Origin of the sequence: Streptomyces durhamensis, from assembly GCF_000725475.1 — a bacterium.
GTDB classification, from domain to species: domain Bacteria; phylum Actinomycetota; class Actinomycetes; order Streptomycetales; family Streptomycetaceae; genus Streptomyces; species Streptomyces filipinensis.
In genome coordinates this window covers 150,127-170,145 of record NZ_JNXR01000016.1, presented here as the reverse complement: position 1 = coordinate 170,145, position 20,019 = coordinate 150,127, and the positions used below count along the sequence as shown (strand labels likewise).

At 71.9% G+C, this 20,019-nt stretch carries 16 protein-coding genes; 8 read left to right on the top strand and 8 right to left on the bottom strand.

The genetic code is table 11. The annotated features are described in order from the left end of the window. Positions 1-40: 40 nt before the first annotated feature. A complete protein-coding gene (locus IO33_RS0125165; RefSeq protein ID WP_031168852.1) occupies positions 41-1,408 on the bottom strand; it encodes a bifunctional transcriptional activator/DNA repair enzyme AdaA in 1,368 nt (455 codons plus the stop codon). A gap of 313 nt (positions 1,409-1,721) precedes the next feature. Beyond that, positions 1,722-2,357, bottom strand: a complete 636-nt coding sequence (locus tag IO33_RS0125160) for a DUF1345 domain-containing protein (protein WP_031168850.1) — start codon at positions 2,355-2,357, stop codon at positions 1,722-1,724. Between the two features lie 100 nt (positions 2,358-2,457). On the opposite strand from IO33_RS0125160, the gene IO33_RS0125155 reads away from it, so the two are divergent. After that, positions 2,458-3,249 carry a PIG-L deacetylase family protein gene (locus tag IO33_RS0125155; RefSeq protein WP_031168848.1) on the top strand — a complete coding sequence of 264 codons (792 nt, stop codon included), beginning with the start codon at positions 2,458-2,460 and terminating at the stop codon, positions 3,247-3,249. Positions 3,250-3,267: 18 nt separating this feature from the next. Here the strand turns inward: IO33_RS0125155 and argS are convergent, their stop codons facing one another. The 5 genes from argS to IO33_RS0125130 form a co-directional block, all read right to left on the bottom strand. Beyond that, positions 3,268-4,953 carry an arginine--tRNA ligase gene (gene argS / locus IO33_RS0125150; RefSeq protein ID WP_245235881.1) on the bottom strand — a complete coding sequence of 562 codons (1,686 nt, stop codon included), beginning with the start codon at positions 4,951-4,953 and terminating at the stop codon, positions 3,268-3,270. Beyond that, a complete protein-coding gene (locus IO33_RS0125145) occupies positions 4,937-6,100 on the bottom strand; it encodes a DSD1 family PLP-dependent enzyme (protein ID WP_031168844.1) in 1,164 nt (387 codons plus the stop codon). Before IO33_RS0125145 ends, argS begins: the two co-directional genes overlap by 17 nt. 70 nt (positions 6,101-6,170) lie before the next feature. Next, positions 6,171-6,827, bottom strand: a complete 657-nt coding sequence (locus tag IO33_RS0125140; protein ID WP_031168842.1) for a helix-turn-helix transcriptional regulator — start codon at positions 6,825-6,827, stop codon at positions 6,171-6,173. Positions 6,828-6,999: 172 nt separating this feature from the next. Next, entirely contained in the window at positions 7,000-8,898 is a 1,899-nt protein-coding gene (gene htpG / locus IO33_RS0125135) for a molecular chaperone HtpG (protein ID WP_031168840.1), read from the bottom strand. A 174-nt stretch (positions 8,899-9,072) separates the two neighbouring features. Further along, positions 9,073-9,984: a LysR family transcriptional regulator gene (locus IO33_RS0125130; RefSeq protein WP_051926939.1), complete on the bottom strand. Its 912-nt coding sequence runs from the start codon at positions 9,982-9,984 to the stop codon at positions 9,073-9,075. A 515-nt stretch (positions 9,985-10,499) separates the two neighbouring features. Here IO33_RS0125130 and IO33_RS0125125 point away from each other — a divergent pair. From IO33_RS0125125 to IO33_RS0125095, 7 genes are all read left to right on the top strand, one after another. Then, positions 10,500-11,198: a class I SAM-dependent methyltransferase gene (locus IO33_RS0125125; protein WP_037685904.1), complete on the top strand. Its 699-nt coding sequence runs from the start codon at positions 10,500-10,502 to the stop codon at positions 11,196-11,198. Between the two features lie 125 nt (positions 11,199-11,323). Beyond that, on the top strand, positions 11,324-12,835 hold the full coding sequence (locus IO33_RS0125120) for a class I adenylate-forming enzyme family protein (protein WP_031168833.1): 1,512 nt from the start codon (positions 11,324-11,326) through the stop codon (positions 12,833-12,835). Beyond that, positions 12,828-13,643 carry an alpha/beta fold hydrolase gene (locus IO33_RS0125115; RefSeq protein WP_031168831.1) on the top strand — a complete coding sequence of 272 codons (816 nt, stop codon included), beginning with the start codon at positions 12,828-12,830 and terminating at the stop codon, positions 13,641-13,643. The genes IO33_RS0125120 and IO33_RS0125115 overlap by 8 nt, the downstream gene beginning before the upstream one ends. A 31-nt stretch (positions 13,644-13,674) precedes the next feature. Then, positions 13,675-14,760: an ATP-grasp domain-containing protein gene (locus tag IO33_RS0125110; protein WP_031168830.1), complete on the top strand. Its 1,086-nt coding sequence runs from the start codon at positions 13,675-13,677 to the stop codon at positions 14,758-14,760. Beyond that, the gene (locus IO33_RS46035) at positions 14,757-15,947 is read left to right on the top strand and encodes an AMP-binding protein (protein ID WP_031168828.1); all 1,191 of its coding nucleotides are present in this window, start codon (positions 14,757-14,759) and stop codon (positions 15,945-15,947) included. The genes IO33_RS0125110 and IO33_RS46035 overlap by 4 nt, the downstream gene beginning before the upstream one ends. After that, positions 15,944-17,380 carry a DHA2 family efflux MFS transporter permease subunit gene (locus tag IO33_RS0125100; protein ID WP_051926938.1) on the top strand — a complete coding sequence of 479 codons (1,437 nt, stop codon included), beginning with the start codon at positions 15,944-15,946 and terminating at the stop codon, positions 17,378-17,380. Before IO33_RS46035 ends, IO33_RS0125100 begins: the two co-directional genes overlap by 4 nt. Positions 17,381-17,424: 44 nt before the next feature. Beyond that, complete coding sequence (locus tag IO33_RS0125095; RefSeq protein WP_051926962.1) at positions 17,425-19,035, top strand: 2-isopropylmalate synthase; 1,611 nt, start codon at positions 17,425-17,427, stop codon at positions 19,033-19,035. Here IO33_RS0125095 and IO33_RS0125090 read toward each other — a convergent pair. After that, complete coding sequence (locus IO33_RS0125090; protein WP_209438915.1) at positions 18,981-19,910, bottom strand: alpha/beta fold hydrolase; 930 nt, start codon at positions 19,908-19,910, stop codon at positions 18,981-18,983. The two genes, IO33_RS0125095 and IO33_RS0125090, sit on opposite strands and share 55 nt — an antisense overlap. Between the last annotated feature and the right edge of the window lie 109 nt (positions 19,911-20,019).

The following is a 20,019-nucleotide window of genomic DNA, read 5'->3' as shown; positions in this document are numbered from 1 at the left end:
TTCGATCCCTTCGGTACGGATGGCTGTCGGGTCGGTTCGGTCAGGCGGGCACCGTGGGCAGCTGCGCCACGGCCAAGTGGGTCGCGGCGAAGGCACGCCAGGGGCGCCACGCGGCGGCGGCCCCGGCGCTGTCCTCGCCCGGTGTCCGTGTGATGCGCGCTACGGCCGGGAAGGCGTCGTCGTAGCCCAGTCGCAGCGCGATCCGGTGTGCGGTGTCCTCGGTGACGCCGGGGACGGATCCCACGGCACGCACGAAGTCCGCCAGGGGCGAGGCGCCGTCGAGCAGCGTCTCGTCCTGTGCGGCGGCGCGGGCCAGGGCGCCGAGCGTGTCCGCCGTGTCCCGCGGGATTCCGGCGCTCCGCAGGTCGGCCGCGGCCACTGTCGCGGCGGACGGGAAGAGGTGGGTCAGGCCGTGGCCGAGCCCGGGAACCGGCTGTCCGGCGGCCCCGACCAACGCGGCCATCTGCTCCCGCGCCCGTGGCCGGGCGGCGTACTGGGCGAGCACGGCGTCCACGGCGATCTCGAAGGCTCCCCAGGCGCCGGGCACCCGCAGCCCCGGTCGGGCCGCGATCAGCGGGCCGATCAGCGGGTCACCGGCGAGGGCGGTCTGCGCCGGGGCGATGTCCGCGGCCACGCCGAAGATCCGGCCGGCCCGTTCGACGACATGGATCAGCCCTTCCCAGAACGGCAGATGGGCCCGCAGCAGCAGATGGTCCGCTCCGCCGGGGCGCACCTCCAGCAGCCCGGCCTCGCCGTCCAGGCTGATGGTGCGCCGGTACCCGTCCTCCCGCACCGACTCCACGCCGGGTACGGCCCGTTCGGCCAGGGCCGCGAGCAGTGCCGGCCAGTGCAGTGGCGGTGCGAACGGCAGCCGCATCACCAGCCCGCCGTCCGCCACGAGCCGGTCCGCGCGCCGCCGCCGGCTGCGCAGTTCCAGCGGCGCGGCCCGGAACACCAACCGCATGTCCCGGTTGAACTGCCGTACGCTGCCGAATCCGGAGGCGAACGCCACGTCGGCCACCGGCAGATCCGTGTCGTCCAGCAGGCGGCGCGCGAAGTGCGCGCGGCGCGAGCGGGCGAGCTGGTCCGGGGTCACCCCGAGGTGCTGGGTGAACAGCCGGCGAAGATGCCGGGGCGACACGGCGAGGCGGGCGCCCAGCGCGGCCTCGGTACCCGTGTCCAGCGCTCCCGCGATGATCAACTGAACGGCTCTGCAGAGCAGTTCGGGCGCGTCCGCGGCGATCGGTCCGGCCACCCGGTACGGCCGGCACCGCAGACACGCCCGGAAACCGTGGGCCTCGGCCACCGCTGGGTGTGCGAACGTGCGCACGTTCTCCGCCCGCGGCTTCGTCCCGCAGCCCGGCCGGCAGTAGATGCCGGTGGTGACCACGGCCGAGTAAGTCGTCATGTCCCTGTTCTAGGCGATCGACCGGTCTCGGCGCTGGCCAGATTCGGACAGGACCGTGAGCACCAAGGGGGCTGCTCCGCCGGTGACTCGGACAGTCACCCCTGTGGTCGTGCAGGAAGGCGGGGATCTCGCCCCGGATCGGGTGGCACGGGCCTGTGACATTCGTGGGTACTCGCAGCGGTCGTACCCGCCAGACACGTCCGCCCGCTGTGGCCGATAGTGGTGGTGGAGACGAATTCCGTCTTCCTGCGCCCGGCGCAGTTGCCCGAGCGCCGGACAGCGGCGATCACCACCTCCGGGCCACCCGGGCAGGTCAGCTGGTGATCATGCTCGCGACCAGGTTGAGGGTGGTGGCCAGGATGCCGGCGCCGAACACATAGGACAGCAGTGTGTGCCGCAGCGCCATCGCGCGGATCACCGGGCTGGATACGGCGGTGTCGGAGACCTGGTAGGTCATGCCGAGGTTGTAGCTGAAGTAGAGGAAGTCCCGGTAGGTGGGCGGCAGATCGGAGTTGAAGTCGATCCCGCCGGCGGAGGCGTCGTAGTAGATGTGGGCGTAGCGGGCGGCGTACATCAGATGCAGCGCCGCCCATGCCAGGAACACACCGGCGAGCGCGGTCAGCGCGGCGGCATGACCGGTCCGTGAACCGTTCAGGAGGAGCAGCAGCACGATCCCGACCAGCCCGCCGAGCGAGGTGGCCACCACCGCCAGCTCTTCCAGGACGGGCCGCAGATCCTCACGCCGGGCGTTGCGGTGGGTCGCGGCGGCGTCCATCGGCCACAGCACCAGCCAGCCGGCCACGACGAACACGGCTTCCGTCGCCGCGGTGCCGGAAAGGATGCCCATCTCGCGGCGCGTCGCCGAGCCGACGACGGCACCGACCGCCGTTCCGACGACCACCGCGCAGGCCAGCCTGGGGACCGCGGACAGCGGCAGCCACTTGCTCATGCGACAGCACGGTAGTGGAGTCGCCGTGCCTGGCCGAACCCGCACCGCGCGCCGGGGCGCTCGCTGCCGCCGGCCGTGTGCCGTGGGCCAGTATGGGCCCATGACAACCGTCGTGGCCTTTCACGCCCATCCGGACGACGAGGTGTTGCTGACGGGTGGCACGCTCGCGCGCGCCGCGGCCGAGGGGCACCGCGTGGTGATCGTGGTCGCCACGGACGGCCTCATGGACGCCGCGCCGGACGGAGAGACGCCGCGCCTGGCGGAACTACGCGCTGCTGCCGCGGTGTTGGGCGCCCGGCGCGTGGTGCATCTGGGGTATGCGAACAGCGGCCACGGCGCGATCCTCCATCCGGATCCGCCGGACCGGGCACTCTTCGTCCGGGCGGATACGGAGGAAGCGGCCGGACGGCTGGCCGCCGTCCTCCGCGAGGAAGGCGCGGGCCTGCTCCTCAGCTACGACGCACGCGGCGGATACGGCCACCGCGACCATGTGAAGGTGCATCAGGTCGGCCGGCGTGCGGCCGAGCTCGCCGGGGTGCCCCGTGTGCTGGAGGCGACCATGCCCCGCGATGTGGTCGAGCGCCTGGTGAGGCTGGTGCGCCTGCTGCGGATCCCCTTCCGGTACGACCCGGACCTGGTGCGCACGTCCTACACGGCGCGCGCGTCCATCACACACACGGTCGATGTCCGCCGCTTCGCCGCGCGGAAGCGGGCCGCTCTGGCCGCCCACCGTTCGCAGCTGGGCACGGGGCGGCTCGCGCCCGTGATGAGGGTGCTGGTGCGTCTGCCCGCGCCTGTCTTCGGGTGGCTGCTCGGCCGGGAATGGTTCGTCGAGGCCCGCGCGGCGACGGGGTCCGATGCCGTCGCGGGCCTCTTCCGGCCCACCTCGTAGGGCGGGACGCGGGCGCGTCTACATCCGTTCCGGTGCCGAGACGCCGAGCAGACGCAGCCCGTTGCGCAGGACCAGCCTGCTCGCATCCGTCAGCCACAGCCGGGCCCGGGTCCGGTCGTCCGGGACCTCACCGGCCCGCGGCAGAACCCGGCAGGCATCGTAGAACCGGTGGTACGTGCCGGCCAGCGCCTCCAGGTAGTGCGCCACCCGGTGGGGCTCACGCAGGGTGGCCGCGGTGGCCACGACCTGCGGGAACTCGGCCAGCGTGGCCAGCAGGTCGACCTCCCGCCCGTGGCTGAGCAGGGCGGGGTCGAAGTCCTCCCGGGCACCCTTCCCGATGCCTGCCTCCGCCGCCTTGCGCAGGACGGCGCACAGCCGGGTGTGCGCGTACTGGACGTAGTAGACCGGGTTGTCGTTCGACTGCCGGGTCAGCAGGTCGATGTCCAGGTCGATCATCGAGTCCACGCTGGCCCGGGCGAGCGCGTACCGCGCGGCGTCGACGCCGACCGCCCCGGTCAGGTCGTCCAGGGTGAGGACCGTGCCCGCCCGTTTGCTCATCCGGACCGGTGTGCCGTCCTTGACCAGGTTGACCAGCTGGCCGATCAGGATCTCCAGGTGCCGGTCCGGATCGTCACCGAAACAGGCCGCCATGGCCCGCATCCGGCCCACGTATCCGGCGTGGTCGGCACCGAGCATGATGACGACCCGTTCGAAGCCCCGGGACCGCTTGTTCAGGTAGTACGCGCAGTCCGCGGTGAAGTACGTCCAGGAGCCGTCACTCTTGACCAGGACCCGGTCCTTGTCGTCACCGAAGTCCGTGGTGCGCAGCCATAGCGCGCCCTCCTCCTCGAAGACGTGGCCGCCGTCACGCAGCCGGCTGACGGCGGCGTCCAGGTCGCCCCGGTCGTGCAGGTCCTTCTCGTTGAAGTAGGTGTCGAAGCGGGTGCCGAACGCGGCGAGCGATGTCTTGATCTCGTCGAACATCAGCTCCGTGCCCACCTCCCGGAACACGGCGGACGCCTCGGTCTCGGACAGGCCCAGGGCGTCGGGCCGCCGACGCAGTACGGCGGCCGCGATGTCCTCGATGTAGTCGCCGCCGTAGCCGTCCTCGGGCCCCGGCGCGCCGTGCGCCGCGGCGAGCAGGGAGCGGACGAAGCGGTCGATCTGTCCACCGGCGTCGTTGAAGTAGTACTCCCGTGACACGTCCGCGCCGGCGGCCTCCAGCAGCCGGGCCAGGACGTCGCCCACGACCGCCCAGCGGGCTCCGCCGATGTGGACGGGGCCGGTGGGGTTGGCGGAGACGAACTCCAGGTTGAGCCGCAGGCCACCCAGCCGGTCGGTGCGGCCGTAGGTGTCGCCGGCCAGGACGATGTCCCGGGCCAGGGCGCCGATCGCCGCGGCCTCCAGCGTGATGTTCAGAAAACCGGGGCCGGCGACCTCGGCCTTCGCGACTCCGGCCGCCGCGCTCACCAGCGGCGCCAGCGTCTCTGCGACGGCGCGGGCGGACAGGCCCGCGGACCTGGCGAGTTGCAGGGCGACGTTGGTCGAGTAGTCACCGTGTCCGCGGTGCCGCGGGCGCTCCACGCGGATCTCCTCGGGCACCTGTGCCGAGATGTGTCCTGACTGGATGGCCGTGTGGATGCCGTCGGAGATGACGGCCGCGATGTCTGCTGGAGTCAGCCGGTGCTCACCAGCCGGTGACACGTTCCCAGAACGCCTCGATCGCCGGTGCCGGGCCGGCCGGGCGGGTGCCGTCGACGATGTGGTAGCCGCGGTGCTGGGCGGCCGTGGCGCAGGCGTGGTTGGGAAGGACACGCAGACGGGTGCCCACCGGCAGGCGGGGCAGCACGGCGCCGTCGCGGGCCGTGAGGGTGCCGTGCTCCTGGCTCGCGGCCGTCATGACCAGGCCCGGAATGCGGCGGCCGGCGAGGTCGGCGACCAGGCCGTAGCCCTGGTCCTGCGCCTGGGCGGCGGTCCCGCGGTCGCGTGACATGGCCATCCAGCCGCCGTCGGTCATGATCCACCCGTGCTCGGGACGGTGACCGATGACCGTCACGACCACCGACAGGGCGATGTCCTCGATCCGGCAGACCCCCAGGCCGGCCATGACGAGGTCGAAGAAGACGTAGTTCCCGGCGCGCAGTTCGGTGACGCCGGTGAGGTCCTCGGCGGCGTGGGCGGTGGGGGTGGAGCCCACGCTGACGATGTTCACGGGCAGGCCGGCCGCGCGCAGCCGTTCGGCGGCGGCGACGGCGGTGTCACGTTCGTTCTTCGCCGCGAGGCGCTGGTCCTCGGCGGTGTGGGCGAAGTAGGACTCGCCCGCGTGGGTCAGGACGCCGTCCAGGCAGCCGGCGTCGTGCAGGACACGGCCGATCTCGACAAGCGTGGGATCGCCGGGCCTGATCCCGCCGCGGTGGCCGTCGCAGTCGATCTCGATCTGGGCGGGCAGGGGGATGCCCGCCCGGCGGGAGGCGTCGGTGACGAACGCCGCCTGTTCGGCACTGTCCAGCAGGACGCGCAGGGTGACGCCGCGGCGCGACAGGGCGATGATCCGCGGGAGTTTGCGGGGTTCGACACCCACGGCGTAGGTGATGTCGGTGTAGCCGCCGTCGGCGAACGCCTCGGCCTCCGCCAGTGTGGAGACCGTCACCGGGCAGGGCGTGCCGGAGTCCAGGTGGGCGGCGGCGTCGAGGCTCTTGGCGGTCTTCACGTGCGGGCGCAGCGTGACCCCGAGCCGGTCGGCCCTGTCCTTCAGCCGCGCGATGTTGCGCCGCATCGTGTGGACGTCGACGACGGCGAACGGGGTGTCCGGGTCCGCCAGGGTCGCCGGGGTGTTCACAGGAGTGTTCACGGTGGGAAGTCCCGCTTCGTCAGGATCGGACGCGTCGCGCCGCACGGTCGGTGGTCATGAGGTACCCCGGCTACTTGGCGTAGTTGTAGACGGTGGCCCTGGACACGCCCAGCAGGTCGGCGATGGTCTGGGCGGCGTCGCGGGAGTCGAAGTAGCCGTCGCGCTGCAGCTGCCGTACGAGGGTCCGCTTGTCCTCCCGGCTCAGTGAGCGGGGTGTCGCGGCGCGTTCCGCGGCATGGGCCTGCACCGCCCGGCGCAGTTCCCGCGTGTTCCGGTCGCGCAGGGTCTCCAGGGACTGCTCGCCGTGCTCGGTCTCCGTGGCCATCAGGTTGGACAGCGCGAGGGTCACCGAGGACAGGACGGAGACGTCCAGGTTCAGGCAGAGGGCCGCGATGTACTGCCCCGCGGCGTTCTTGATGCCGATGGAGGTGCTCTTGGCCGGGCGGCCGTCGGGGAACTGGTTGGGGTAGTTCTGGATGACGCTGGGGTAGTCGGGGTCCTCGATGCGGGCCAGGCCCAGCTCCGTGGCGGAGTCGCCGACCCGGCGGCCGGAGAGGTTGTTCTCGATCGTCCGGATCGCATGCCGCGGTTGCCGCAGGTCGTGCAGGACGACTTCGCACAGTCCCGGGAACATCCGGCCCAGCGCTACGGCGATCTTCTCGGTCTCGCGGATGAGGTGCTCGTCGGCCTCGGCGGAGGCCGCCCTGTCCGCTGCCGCCTCGTCCACGGGGAGCCGCCTTTCCACCAAGGCCTTAGACCGATTGTCCACCTCTGGATGAACAGTCTAGATCAGCGGCCGTGTTTGTCCAGCCGCCGGGGCCTGGCCGTCGGGACCTTACGCCGACGGCGGCCCGCCCGGTTCTCCGGGACAGGCCGCCGGCGACTGGCTGGGCGGAGCGCTACAGGGCGCGTTCCAGGCGGTCGGCCATCAGCTTGACGAAGCGGGCCGGGTCCTTCGGCTGCCCGCCCTCGGCGAGCACGGCCAGGCCGTGGAGGAGTTCGGCGGTCTCGGTCAGCTCCGTGTGGTCCTCGCGCTCCTTGTAGGCCTGGTTCAGACCCTTCACCAGCTGGTGGTCCGGGTTGAGTTCCAGGATCCGCTTGGCACGCGGCACCTCCTGGCCCATCGCGCGGTACATGTTCTCCAGCGCCGGGGTCAGGTCGTCCGCGTCGGAGACCACACAGGCCGGGGAGACGGTGAGGCGGGAGGACAGGCGCACCTCCTTGATGTCCTCGTCCAGCTGCTCCTTCATCCAGCCGAGCAGCCCCGCGTAGTCCTCGGTCCGCTGCTCGCGCTCGCCGTCGCCCTTGTCCTCGTCCTTGGCGCCGAGGTCGATCTGACCCTTGGCGACCGACCGCAGCTTCCTGCCCTCGTACTCACCGACGGCGTCGGCCCACACCTCGTCGACGGGGTCGGTGAGCAGGAGCACCTCGATGCCCCGGTCCCGGAAGGCCTCCATGTGCGGGGAGTTCTCGATGCTCTGCCGGGACTCGCCGGCGAGGTAGTAGATGTCCTCCTGGCCGTCCTTCATCCGCTCCGCGTACCCCTTGAGCGTGGTCGGCTCGGTGTCGTGGTGCGTGCTCGCGAAGGACGCGAGGGCGAGGATGGCGTCGCGGTTCTCCGGGTCGGTGACCAGCCCCTCCTTCAGGACGGTGCCGAACTCCCGCCAGAACGTGGCGTAGCGTTCCTGGTCCTTGGTCATCATGTCCTTGACCGTGGACAGGACCTTCTTCGTCAGCCGTCGCCGCATCATCTCGATGTGGCGGTCCTGCTGGAGGATCTCCCGGGACACGTTGAGCGAGAGGTCGGCCGCGTCGACGACGCCCTTGACGAAGCGGAGGTACGGCGGCAGCAGCGCCTCGCAGTCGTCCATGATGAACACGCGCCTGACGTACAGCTGCACACCGCGCCGGAAGTCCCGGGTGAACAGGTCGTGGGGTGCGTGCGCCGGGAGGAACAGCAGGGCCTGGTACTCGAAGGTGCCCTCGGCCTGGAGCCGGATCGTCTCCAGCGGGTCGCGCCAGTCGTGGCCGATGTGCTTGTACAGCTCGTGGTACTCGTCGTCGGACACCTCGTCACGCGGGCGCGCCCACAGGGCCTTCATCGAGTTCAGCGTCTCGACGCCGGGCGCCTCGTCGCCCTCGCCCTGCTCCGGGACCATCCGGATGGGCCAGGTGATGAAGTCCGAGTACCGTTTGACGATCTCCCTGATCTGCCACGGGGAGGTGTAGTCGTGGAGCTGGTTCTCCGGGTCGGCGGGCTTCAGGTGGAGCGTGACGGAGGTGCCCTGCGGCGCGTCGTCGACCGGCTCCAGCGTGTAGGTGTCCTCGCCGCGCGATGTCCAGCGGGTGCCCTGGCTCTCGCCGGCGCGCCGGGTCACCAGGGTGACCTCGTCGGCCACCATGAAGCCGGAGTAGAAACCGACGCCGAACTGCCCGATGAGCCCCTCGGCCCCGGCCGCGTCCTTGGCCTCGCGCAGCTCCTGGAGGAACGTGGCGGTGCCGGAGTTGGCGATCGTGCCGATGAGCTGCCCGACCTCGTCGTACGACATCCCGATGCCGTTGTCCCGCACGGTGAGGGTGCGGGCGTCACGGTCGATGTCGATGTCGATGTGCAGGTCGGACACGTCGGCGTCCAGCGAGTCGTCCCGCAGCTTCTCCAGACGCAGCTTGTCCAGCGCGTCGGAGGCGTTGGAGACGAGCTCCCGCAGGAAGACGTCCTTGTTCGAGTAGACCGAGTGGATCATCAGCTGCAGCAGCTGACGGGCCTCCACCTGAAACTCAAGCGTTTCAGTCGGCATGTTCGCGCATTCCTCACAGGTGTGATCGCCAGAACTGACGTCATCCACTGTAAAACACCATGTCAGGGAGCCGGCTGGGATACGGCGGGGGTGGCTGGAACCAGCCCCTTCGGCGCCCGCGGGACCGGCGGCGACGGCGGATCGGCCGACAGGCCCAGGGAGGTGCCGGGCGGCTCAGCGCCCGGCCAGCTGGGGCGGGCGGGCGTGCGCGGAGGCAGGGTCTGCGGCGAGGTACCGGCACAGCGCCTGCCGGGCGGCGCAGGCGGCGGCCTCGGCCAGGGCCGCGCAGGTGGTCGGCGCGAGGGCGAGGGAGAGCGGCAGCGGGGCGGGGACGGGCAGGGGTGGCACGGCCTCGGGGAGCGGCCTCGGCAGGGTCGGGGTGTCGGGGCTGTGGGCGGGCAGACAGGTCAGGCCCAGGCCCGCGGCGACCGCGGCACGCAGCCCGGGCACGTCGGGGCCTTCATAGGCGAGGTGCCAGGGATGTTCCCGGGCGGCGAGCGTGGCGAGGACGTGCCGGCGCAGGCTGCACGGCTCCCCGCACAGGGCGATCGGTACGGAACCGGGCCCGTCCGGCGGGACGTTGCCGTACCAGGCGAGGGGCACCGCGCCGACGAGTCGCGCGCCGGGGTCGCGGGGCGCGCGCAGCACCAGGGCGAGGTCGAGTTCGCCGGCCGCCACCCGGGCCGTGAGCGGTTCGCTGAGGCCGGTGTGCACGGTCGGGCGGATCCACGGGAGCAGGTCCACCAGGGCGGCGAGGAATTCCGGGAGGGCGGCTTCGAGGAACGGGGAGACGCCGATGCCGACGGCGGTCCGGCGTTCGGCGCTGGCGATGCGGGTGGCGGCCTCGTCGTTGAGGGCGACGAGACGGCAGGCGTAGTGGTGCAGCTCCCGCCCCGCGTCGGTGAGTTCCAGACGCCGTCCGGTGCTGGCGAAGACCGGGCCGCCCAGTACCGCCTCCAGGCGCCGTATGTGCTGGCTCACGGCGGGCTGGGTGAGGGACAGGGCCTGTGCCGCCCGCCGGAAGCCTCCCGTGCGCATGATGGTGACAAGCGTGCGCAGCTGGCCGACGTCCAGGTTGCGATACACCGGCTCCCCTTTCCTGTGCAACCGGTCTTCGCCGAGGCGTAGCCGATCACTTCCCCTGCCCCCACGACTTCCATGGACATCCACAGCACTTTCACATCATGGGAACTTTTTACCGGCCCTTTCCGCACTCCCCGTCGGGGGCCCGCTCATTTCGGACAGGTGCACGCTACAGCAACCTGGCGCCGGCAAGGCTTGAATGGCGTCGCGTTGCCCGGGCCACCCTTATGAAAGACTGGCTGAAAAGCGACCGTTAAGGCGGCGCAAGAGGCCCGCACGGGGTCTCCGCGGAACCGAACCCGTTTCACTTCACCCCTCCTACCTGCGCAAACAAAGACTCACACGCAGGTCGTGAAAAGCAACGTTGATCGGGTCGATAAGCAACAGAAGTTTGCCCGTCCCCGGTGACCGCACTTAGTCTCGTGGCAGCTCACGGGGGGCAGATTCCACGTGCACCCAACCTTGGATTCCCCGGGAGCCGAAGGATCAGGGAATATCTTTACGGGGAAGGTTCGACCATGCCGCAGACAACGGCCGCCGGGGATTCCGCACACACCGAGCTGTGGAATCCGGAAACCTATGACGCACTGCGTCGGCAGCTCATCCCCTCTTTCGATCTCCTCTACGACAGCGCGGTCGGCGCGGTGGCCATGACGGTGGGGCCGGCCCCGCGCGTCCTGGACCTGGGCGCGGGCACCGGCCTGCTCAGTGCGGCGATCCGCGACCGGCTTCCCGGGGCCGGTCTCGTGCTCCAGGACCGCTCCGAGCTGATGCTCGGCCAGGCGCGGCAGCGGTTCGCCGCGGACGACCAGGTGTCGGTGCGCGTGGCCGACCATCTCGACGAGCTGCCCTCCGGTCCGTTCGACGCCGTGGTGTCCGCGCTCTCCATCCACCACCTGACGCATGAACAGAAGCGGGATCTGTTCGTCCGGATCCGCGAAATCCTTCGCCCCGGCGGGATTTTCGTCAATGTCGAGCAGGTTCTGGCGCCGACGGGCGCGCTGGAGAAGATGTACGACCAGCAGCACGAGGCCCATGTGCACGCATCCGGAACTCCGGCCGAGGAATGGGCCGCAGGCCGTGAGCGCATGAAGCACGACATCCCCATCGACGTCGACACCCAGCTCGGATGGCTGCGCGAAGCGGGCTTCGGCACCGTCGACTGCCTCGCCAAGGACTGGCGTTTCGCCACCTATGCGGGCTGGAACGAGGCGTGACGCCGCGCGCAAGGGCCACCGTACGAAGCAGGACACCCCGCACGAGGCAAAAAACGTACGCGCCCGTCCGGCTTCGCACCGGCCCCGGCCGGACCGGCCGGTCGACCCACGCATCGAGGTGAAGCGTGCTCTACCAAGCCCTGTGTGACATCGCGGCGCGGCAGCCCCACGCCCGTGCCGTCACCACCACCGACGGCACGGCGGTCGACTACGCGGAGCTCGTCGAGCTGGTCGACCGCACGGCCGCCGGGCTGCGCGAACACGGCATCGGCGCGGGCGACGCCGTCGCGTGCTCGCTGCGCAACAGCATCGGCTATGTCGCCCTCATCCTGGCCGTGGCGCGGACCGGCGCCCGGTACGTGCCGCTGATGGACAACTTCGACGCGGCCGACACCGCGACGGCACTGCGCCTGACCGGGCCCCGTGTCGTCGTCACCGACCACGGCCGCGCACTGCCCGCCGGCGCACCGCCCCGGGTCCGGCTCGACGACCTCACCGCCGCGGCTCCGGCCTCCCGCGCGCCCGGTGCGGAGCACGCCGGGATCTTCCGTGCGCTGTGGACGTCCGGATCGACCGGCTTTCCCAAGCAGATGGTGTGGCGGCAGGACCGGTTCCTGCGCGAGCGCCGCCGCTGGCTGGCGGACACCGGGATCACCGCCGAGGACGTGTTCTTCTGCCGGCACACCCTCGACGTCGCCCACGCCACCGACCTGCATGTCTTCGCCGCCCTGCTGTCCGGTGCCGAGCTGGTGCTCGCCGATCCGCACGCGGCACCGGACGTGCTGCTGCGGCAGATCGGGGAACACGGCGCCACCGCGATGAGCGCGCTGCCGCGCCACTACGAGGAGTACGTGCGGGCGGCGGCCGGCGGTCCGGCTCCCGGCCTCACACGGCTGCGCAGGCCGCTGTGCGGCGGCGCGTATCTCAGCCCCGCCCAGATGAGGGATGCAGCGGAGGTGCTGGGCATCCACATCCGGCAGATCTACGGCTCGACCGAGTTCGGCCTGGCGCTCGGCAACATGGCCGACGTACTCCAGGCGGATCTGGGGATGTTCGCGGTCGACGGAGTCGGCACCCGGCTCGAACCGCTGTCCGCGGACCGCTCCGACCTGGGCGAGCTGGTGCTGTCGTCGGACTGCACGAGTGAGGGCTATGTGGGCAGCGACGAGGCGAACGCCCGCACCTTCCGCGGTGCCGAGTTCTGGACCGGCGACGTGGCCGAGCGGCAGGCGGACGGCTCGCTGCGCATTCTGGGCCGGGTCACCGAGGTCCTGGCGGCCGCCGGCGGTCCACTGCCCGCACCGGTCCTGGACGAGGAGATCGCCGCGCAGTGCCCGGTCCTGGAATCCGTGACCCTGCCCGCCCGCCCCGGCGAGTACCGCAACGACGTCCTGGTCGCGGTGCACGCCGACCCCGAGCGGCCCGAGCACGAGGTCCGCAAATCCGTCGAGGCCGTGCTGCGCGGCCGAGCGCTCCAGGGCACCGTCCGCCTCACCGACGACATCCCGCACACTCCCGTCGGCAAGCCCGACAAGCCGCTGCTGCGCAAGCGCTGGCAGAGCGAGGCCGACGAGACGCCGCCCTCCCACGACAGGGCGTCGGCCCACCCGGACGACACGGAGAAGCCGCATGTCTGAACTCTTGCCGGACGACGGCCAGGTCATCCACTTCGAGGACACCGGCGAGGGCCCGCCGCTGCTCCTGGTCCACGGCCTGGGCGCGCCCTCGGCCTTCTTCGCCCGCACCGTCGCCGAACTCTCCCGCGACCACCGCGTCATCACCGTGGACCTGCGCGGCCACGGCGCCACCCCGCAGGGAGCCGAGCCCCTCACCGTGGACCGCTGTGCCGCTGATCTGCACGCGCTGACCGAGAAGCTGGACGTACAGGGGCTGACCCTGCTCGGCTGGTCCCTGGGCGCGACCGTGGCCTACCGCTACCTGGACCGGTACGGCACCGCCCGGGTCCGCGGCCTGGTCTCCGTCGAGCAGAGCCCCTACCTGCTGACCGAGGAGGGCTGGGAGCACGCGGCCTTCGGGGCGCTGGACGCCGCCGGCGCCACGGAGGCCGACCGCATGCTGGGCGCGGCGGACCGTGGCGTCACCGCGGCACTGGTGGCGAGCTTCTTCGCCGAAGGCAGCACTCCTCCCCGGGAGTTGACGGACGAGCTGACGGATGCCGCCACCCGGTGTGCCAGCGAGGCCAAGCGGCAGCTGTGGCAGGACGTGCTGCGGCAGGACTGGCGCGGGCGCCTGCCCTCGCTCGGGCTGCCCGTGCTGTTCCTGCACGGCGCCCGGAGCCGGATCTACCCCAGCGCCGTCGGTCACTGGCTGGCGGACGCGGTCCCCGGCTCCCGCCTGGAGGTCTTCGAACACAGCGGTCACCTCCCCTTCCTGGAGGAGCCCGAGCACTTCCACCGCGTCATCCGCGCATGGGTGCGCCGATGACGAGAGCCGAACGAACGGAAGCGATGCACCGATGACCACGGAACCCGCAGAGCGGCCCGCCGGCCTCCGGCTGTGCTGGATCTACCCCGACCGCGGCACCGAGCGGATGCGCGCCAAGGAATGGACGCACGTCTGGGGCATCTACGAGGAGGTGGCCCGGGAGCGCGGCTGGAGGCTGTCCCTGCACAAGCCGGAGGAGGTGTCCGTGGACGCCGCGGGCCCCGGTGCCCCCCGGGTCTTCCTGGACGGCACCCCCGTCACCCCGCGGGACACGGTGTTCGTGACCTCACTGTGGTCGCTGGCGCACCACACCGTCGACGTCTGCAACCAGCTCTATCTGTACACGATCCTGGAGGCGGCCGGGTTCCACCTGCCGATCCCGCCCCGGCTGTCGTTCATCGCCAACGACAAGACCGCGACCATGCTGCACCTCGCGGACAGCCCGCTGCCGCAGGTGCCGACGGTACGCATCGGCGTGGGCAGGGACTCACCGACCCGGACGTACGAGGCGGCCCTGGACGCCGTGAGCTATCCCCTCATCGTCAAGCCCGCCTACTGGGGCATGGGCCAGGGCGTGTGTCTGGTGCGCAGCGCCGAGGAACTCAAGGGCGTGGCCGGGCTGGCCGCCGGCGCGGAGACGGCGCTGGTCTGCCAGCCGTATCTCGGCGAGGGCATCGAGGACTTCCGGGTCTACGTCATCGACGGCAAGGTGCACACGGTGCTGCGCCGCATCCCGAAGGGCGCTTCGCTGACGGCCAACCTGTCGTCGGGCGGCGGGATGGAGCATGTGCCGCTGCCGCCGCAACTCGCCGACACCGTCGACTACGTCGTCTCCCGTATGCCCATGCCGTACATCGCCGTCGACTTCCTGCACGACGGGCAGCGGTTCTGGCTGTCCGAGGTGGAGCCCGACGGCGCGGTCGGCTTCCCCGGCTCGCCGCAGGCGGCCCTCGAACAGCGGCAGATCATCGCGGCACGCTTCGACGCGTACCGCGCCGCGCACCAGAAGTTCCTGCGTGCCGGCGAGGGCCGTGGCCTCGGCGGTCACCCGCGGGACGGCGGCGCCGGCCCGCGGACCAGCGAACGTCCGGACCAGGAGAAGAAGAGCACACGATGATCGGGCAGATTCCGACCGACCACCTGCTGGCGCACGCCAGGAAGCTGTCCGGCGCCGGCGGCCCGCCCGTAGCGGGGACCGCGCGGGAGGTGACCGACCTCGCCGTCAGCGGACCCGCCGAGATCTATGCCCAGACCCGACTGGCCGCGCGCGGCGCCGGCAGTGTCCTGATGTCCAGCGGCGGCACGACGGGCACACCCAAGCTGACGCACGTCCCGCACGGCATGGCTCTGGAGCGGCTGCTGGAGTTCTGGCGGCCCCTGCGGCCGGGCGACACCCTGCTCAACCTGTTCAACGCGGGCCGCATGTGGGGCTCCCACTACTACATGCAGACCCTCGCCGAGAAGTCCCGCTGCACGGTCGTGCCCTCCGGTCCCTACGAGCCCGACGAGGTCGGCCGCTGGCTGCCGCTGTTCGAGGAGGTCGGGGTCGACGCCCTGGCGGGCACACCCACCGGGCTCGCCGACTTCGCCCGGGGCGTCCTGGACGCCGGGCGCACCCTCCCCGTACGCACCATCGTCTGGATGGCCGAACCCTGGACCGGCAACAAGCGCGAGCTGGTCCGCGAGGCGTTCCCCGAGGCCGGTCTGTGGGGCAACTACGGCTCGGTGGAGACCTGGGTGATGGCCGCCAACCAGCCCGGCTGCGACGAGACGGTCCTGCACCTGCTGCCCGACCAGATCATGGAGCCGGACGAGGGCGGCGCCCTGCTGAGCCGCATCGGCGACGGCTGGACCGTCCCCGTGGTGCGCTACCGCCTCGGTGACCGGGTGGCACCGGCCGTCTGCCGCTGCGGACGCCCCGACGGACTGACGGTGCTCGGCCGCGCCGACGACTCGGTGACCCTGCGCAGCGCCCTGTTCAAGGTGAGCGAGCTGATCGACGTGGTGCGCGGGGAACCGGGTGTCGTCGAGGCGCAGTTGAGGCTCACCCGCAGCACCGACTCGGCGCGGGCGGCGAGCGCGCTCACGCTCGATTTCACGGGCACCGCCGGCCCGGACGCCGTATGCGCCCGGCTGACGGGCGAGTTCTACCACCTGGCGGCGGTGGCACGGCAGTACCCGGGCTCCCTGCGGGCCCGGCGGGTGAGCCGGCTGGCCCGGATCGAGCGGACCAACAAGGTCCCGGCGATGCTGTGGCAGGACCACGACGAACAGCGGGACGGCGACGGCGGGAGCACCGCATGAGCAAGCTGCGGGGAAACCCCTGGGCGATCCTGGTCGTCCTGTCCCTCGGGTTCTTCATGACGCTGCTGGACCTGACGATCGTCAACATCGCCATTCCCAGCATGATCGGCAGCCTGCACGCCTCGTTCGACGAGGTGTTGTGGTCGATGAACGGCTACATCCTGGTGCTCGCCGCGCTGTTGATCACCGCGGGTCGCCTCGGCGACCTGCGGGGTCCGCGCCAGCTGTTCGCCGTCGGCGTCGCCCTGTTCACGCTGGCGAGTCTGGGGTGCGCCCTGGTGGACAGCCCGGCCCAGCTGATCGCCGCCCGCGTGGTGCAGGGCCTCGGCGCGGCGCTGCTCGTCCCGCAGACCATGACCCTGATCGTCGGGGCCTTTCCCGCCGAGCGGCGCGGTGCGGCACTCGGCGTGTGGGGGGCGGTCGCGGGGGTCGCCGCGGTGGCGGGTCCGGCGCTGGGCGGGCTGCTGGTCAGCGGCCCCGGCTGGCGGTGGATCTTCTTCGTCAACGTGCCCGTGGGCGTGGCCGTGCTGGCCGTCCTCTTCCTCGTCGTCCCGGACATCCGTCAGGGCACCGCACACCGGCTCGATCTCACCGGCGTCCTGGTGTCGGCGAGCGCCGTGTTCTGTCTGACCTTCGCCCTGACCGAGGGCGAGCGCTTTCACTGGAACGGTGTCGTCTGGGCGCTGCTGGTCGCCGCGGTCGTCCTCTTCGCGGTCTTCGTCGCGCAGCAGCGGCGCCGCCAGGACCGCGAGCCCCTGGTGCCGTTCGCGCTGTTCCGCAACCGGAACTACACGGTGATGAACGTCGTCTCGGCGGCGATCTCGGTCGGTGTGCTCGGCCTGATGCTGCTGCTCTCGCTGTACTTCCAGAACGTCCTGCACTTCAGTGCCCTGAAGGCGGGTCTCGCGCTTGCTCCGGCCTCGGTGGTGTCGATGGCGCTCGCGCCGTTCGCCGGACGGCTCACCGACAAGGTGGACGGCAAGTACGTGCTGCTGACCGGCATGGTGCTGACCGCCGTCGGCATGCTGTGGAACGCGCTGGTGATGGGCCCGCACACGGCGTGGGCCGCCTTCCTGGCCCCGATGGTGGTGGTCGGCGCGGGCAACGGCTGTCTCATCGCCCCGATGGCCGCCGTGGCGATGCGGGGCGTCGAGCCGGCGGTCGCCGGCGCCGCCTCGGGGGTGCTCAACACCGTGCGGCAGCTGGGCTCGGTGGTCGGCAGCGCCGCGGTCGGCGCGCTGGTGCAGACGCGGACGGCGGGGGGCCACGACGGCGTCTCGGCGATGCGTACCTCGATGGCGCTGCCCATCGCGGTCATCGTGCTCGGCGCCCTGGCCTGTGCGGCGGCCCGGCGCGAGGGCGCCCCACCCACGGCTCCGTCCGCCGAACAGGCCACCGAAGCCGCGACATCCGGAAGGGGTACGCAGTCGTGACACCCGTCCCCGAGTACGCGACGACCGGCGGACGCCCGGGAGTCATGCCGTCCGGGCGCTATGCACCACCACGGCCCCCGGACCTGCCCGACCGCACCTGGCCCGGCAAGACCCTCACCGCGGCGCCCCGCTGGCTCTCCACGGACCTGCGGGACGGCAACCAGGCGCTGATCGAGCCGATGAGCCCCGACCGCAAGCTACGGCTGTTCGAGACGCTCGTGGACATGGGCTACCGCGAGATCGAGATCGGTTTCCCCGCCGCGAGCAGCACCGACCACGCGTTCGTACGGCGGCTGATCACCGAGGACCGCGTCCCCGACGACGTACGGATCTCGGTCCTCACGCCGGCCCGTGACGAGCTGATCGACCGCACCGTGCGCTCCCTGGCCGGTGCCCGCGCCGCCACCGTCCACCTCTACAACGCCACCTCCCCGTTGTTGCGCCGTGTGGTGTTCGGCGCCACGCGGGAGGAGTGCAGAACCCTCGCCGTGCGCGGCACCGAGCACGTCCTCAAGTACGCGGAACAGCAACTGGCCGACTGCGACCTGGGCTTCGAGTACTCCCCCGAGTTCTTCAGCGAGACGGAGGGGGACTTCGCGCTGGAGGTCTGCGAGGCGGTCATGGACGTCTGGCAGCCGGGACCCGGCCGCGAGATCGTCCTCAACCTGCCCGCGACGGTCGAGTGCGGCACGCCCAACGTCTACGCCGACCAGGTCGAGCGCATGAGCCGGAGCCTGTCCCGCCGGGCGCACGTGGCCCTGTCGGTCCACCCGCACAACGACCGCGGCACCGCCGTGGCCGCCGCCGAACTGGCCGTGCTGGCGGGCGCCGACCGCATCGAGGGCTGTCTGTTCGGAGGCGGCGAGCGCACCGGCAACGTCTGCCTGGTCACCCTCGGCCTCAATCTGCACGCCCAGGGCGTCGATCCCGGCATCGACTTCTCCGACATCGACGCCGTCCGCCGCACCGTCGAGGCGTGCACGGGCCTGCCGGTCCACCCCCGCCACCCGTACGCGGGCGACCTCGTCTACACCTCCTTCTCCGGCTCCCACCAGGACGCGATCAAGAAGGGGTTCGAGGCGATGGAGGCACACGCCGCGCACGACGGTGTGCCGCTGGAGCGGGCCCGGTGGGCGGTCCCCTATCTGCCGATCGACCCGGCGGACGTCGGCCGCTCGTACGAGGCCGTCATCCGGGTCAACAGCCAGTCGGGCAAGGGCGGCGTGGCCTATCTGATGCGCCAGGAGCACGGCTTCGAGCTCCCGCGCCGTCTGCAGATCGAGTTCGCGCGCGTGGTCCAGGAACACACGGACGCCGACGGCGGCGAGATCACCGCGGACCGGCTGGGCGCACTGTTCCGGACGGAGTACCTGGACGCGGCCGGCTCCGGGGACGGGCAGGGCACGGACGTCCGGGTCCTGGCGTACGAGGAGCAGCCGCGGCGCGCACCGGACGGGACGTCCCAGGTCGTCGTCTACGCCGAGTGTGCGACCGAGGGCGCTGCCGCGGCCCGTACCGTGTGGGGCGTGGGCTGCGCGGCGGACCGCGCGCGGGCGCTGGAACGGGCCCGGGCCGCCGCCGCCGCACGGGCTCGGCGGGCTCACCTCCCCGCGGCGCCCGCGTCCGGGCGCCCGTCAGCGGCCGTGGCCGGGTGATCCCCACCCAGGGACGCGAAGAACCCCTCCAGAGCGGCCGTGACCTCCACCGGCCGCTCCAGGGACGGCAGATGACCGGTGTCGGGCAGTTCGATGTGCCGTGCTCCCGGGATCTCCTGCTGCAGCAGCGTGGCCACCTCCCGGATCTCCGGGACGTCGCACAGCCCGCTGATCACCAGCGTCGGAGTCGTCACCTGCGCGAGGCGTTCCCTGGCCGGGGGCCGCGGGAGCAGTTCGGTGGCGCGTGGCGCGCTCCAGATCCGCTGCCGGGTCAGCCGGCCCATCTCCACGGCGCGCCGCCACACCTCGGGACACACCGCCGTGCGGTCCCGGCCCTCCCCCGCCACGAGGAACTCCGCGTCCGCCTCCGCGACGGCGTCCAGGTCGGCGGGTTCGATCCGCTCGGCGGTGCCCGCCTCGTAGCGCCGCAGCCGCTCCGCCGGGACCACGGCGTGCAGCCGCCGCCGGGCCCGGTCCACCATCGTCCGCGGCCACTGGTGCCCCGAGAGGCCGGGGGCGACCAGGACGAGCGCCCGGAACCGGTCCGGCCTGGTCAGTGCGGCGTCCAGGGCGATCCCGCCGCCGTCGGACGCCCCGACGACCGCGGCCCGTCGGACCCCGCGCTCGTCCATCAGCGCGATCAGATCCAGATGGTGGCCGAACTCCCCGACCGCGTCCGCGGAGGCACCCCGGCCCCGCCAGTCGTAGCGGATCACCCGGTAGCCGGCCGCCAGGGCGGTGAACTGCGCGTCCCACATGCGCCGGTCCGCGCAGCCCGCGTGCACGAACACGACGGCCTCGCCGCTGCCCGCCTCGTCGTACGCGATCTCCGCCCGGGTCGCCGGGGCCTGCCGAGCCGTGCCGATGACCAACACCCACCTCCGTGCCGTACCGTCGCGCTCCGCGCGCTCAGCTGCGGCCTACCCGTCGGGGTGCGGGAGGCCCGGCGCGTTCACGCCGGGCGAACAGCGCGAAAGGAAGGAA

What these genes read in the sequence shown, in the direction of transcription:
- IO33_RS0125125 (WP_037685904.1), top strand. Translation starts at nt 10,500, where the DNA reads ATGCCGCAGACAACGGCCGCCGGGGATTCCGCACACACCGAGCTGTGG.
- IO33_RS0125095 (WP_051926962.1), top strand. Translation starts at nt 17,425, where the DNA reads ATGCCGTCCGGGCGCTATGCACCACCACGGCCCCCGGACCTGCCCGAC.
- IO33_RS0125100 (WP_051926938.1), top strand. Translation starts at nt 15,944, where the DNA reads ATGAGCAAGCTGCGGGGAAACCCCTGGGCGATCCTGGTCGTCCTGTCC.
- IO33_RS0125160 (WP_031168850.1), bottom strand. Translation starts at nt 2,357, where the DNA reads ATGAGCAAGTGGCTGCCGCTGTCCGCGGTCCCCAGGCTGGCCTGCGCG.
- IO33_RS0125165 (WP_031168852.1), bottom strand. Translation starts at nt 1,408, where the DNA reads ATGACGACTTACTCGGCCGTGGTCACCACCGGCATCTACTGCCGGCCG.
- IO33_RS0125110 (WP_031168830.1), top strand. Translation starts at nt 13,675, where the DNA reads ATGACCACGGAACCCGCAGAGCGGCCCGCCGGCCTCCGGCTGTGCTGG.
- htpG (WP_031168840.1), bottom strand. Translation starts at nt 8,898, where the DNA reads ATGCCGACTGAAACGCTTGAGTTTCAGGTGGAGGCCCGTCAGCTGCTG.
- IO33_RS0125155 (WP_031168848.1), top strand. Translation starts at nt 2,458, where the DNA reads ATGACAACCGTCGTGGCCTTTCACGCCCATCCGGACGACGAGGTGTTG.
- IO33_RS46035 (WP_031168828.1), top strand. Translation starts at nt 14,757, where the DNA reads ATGATCGGGCAGATTCCGACCGACCACCTGCTGGCGCACGCCAGGAAG.
- IO33_RS0125115 (WP_031168831.1), top strand. Translation starts at nt 12,828, where the DNA reads ATGTCTGAACTCTTGCCGGACGACGGCCAGGTCATCCACTTCGAGGAC.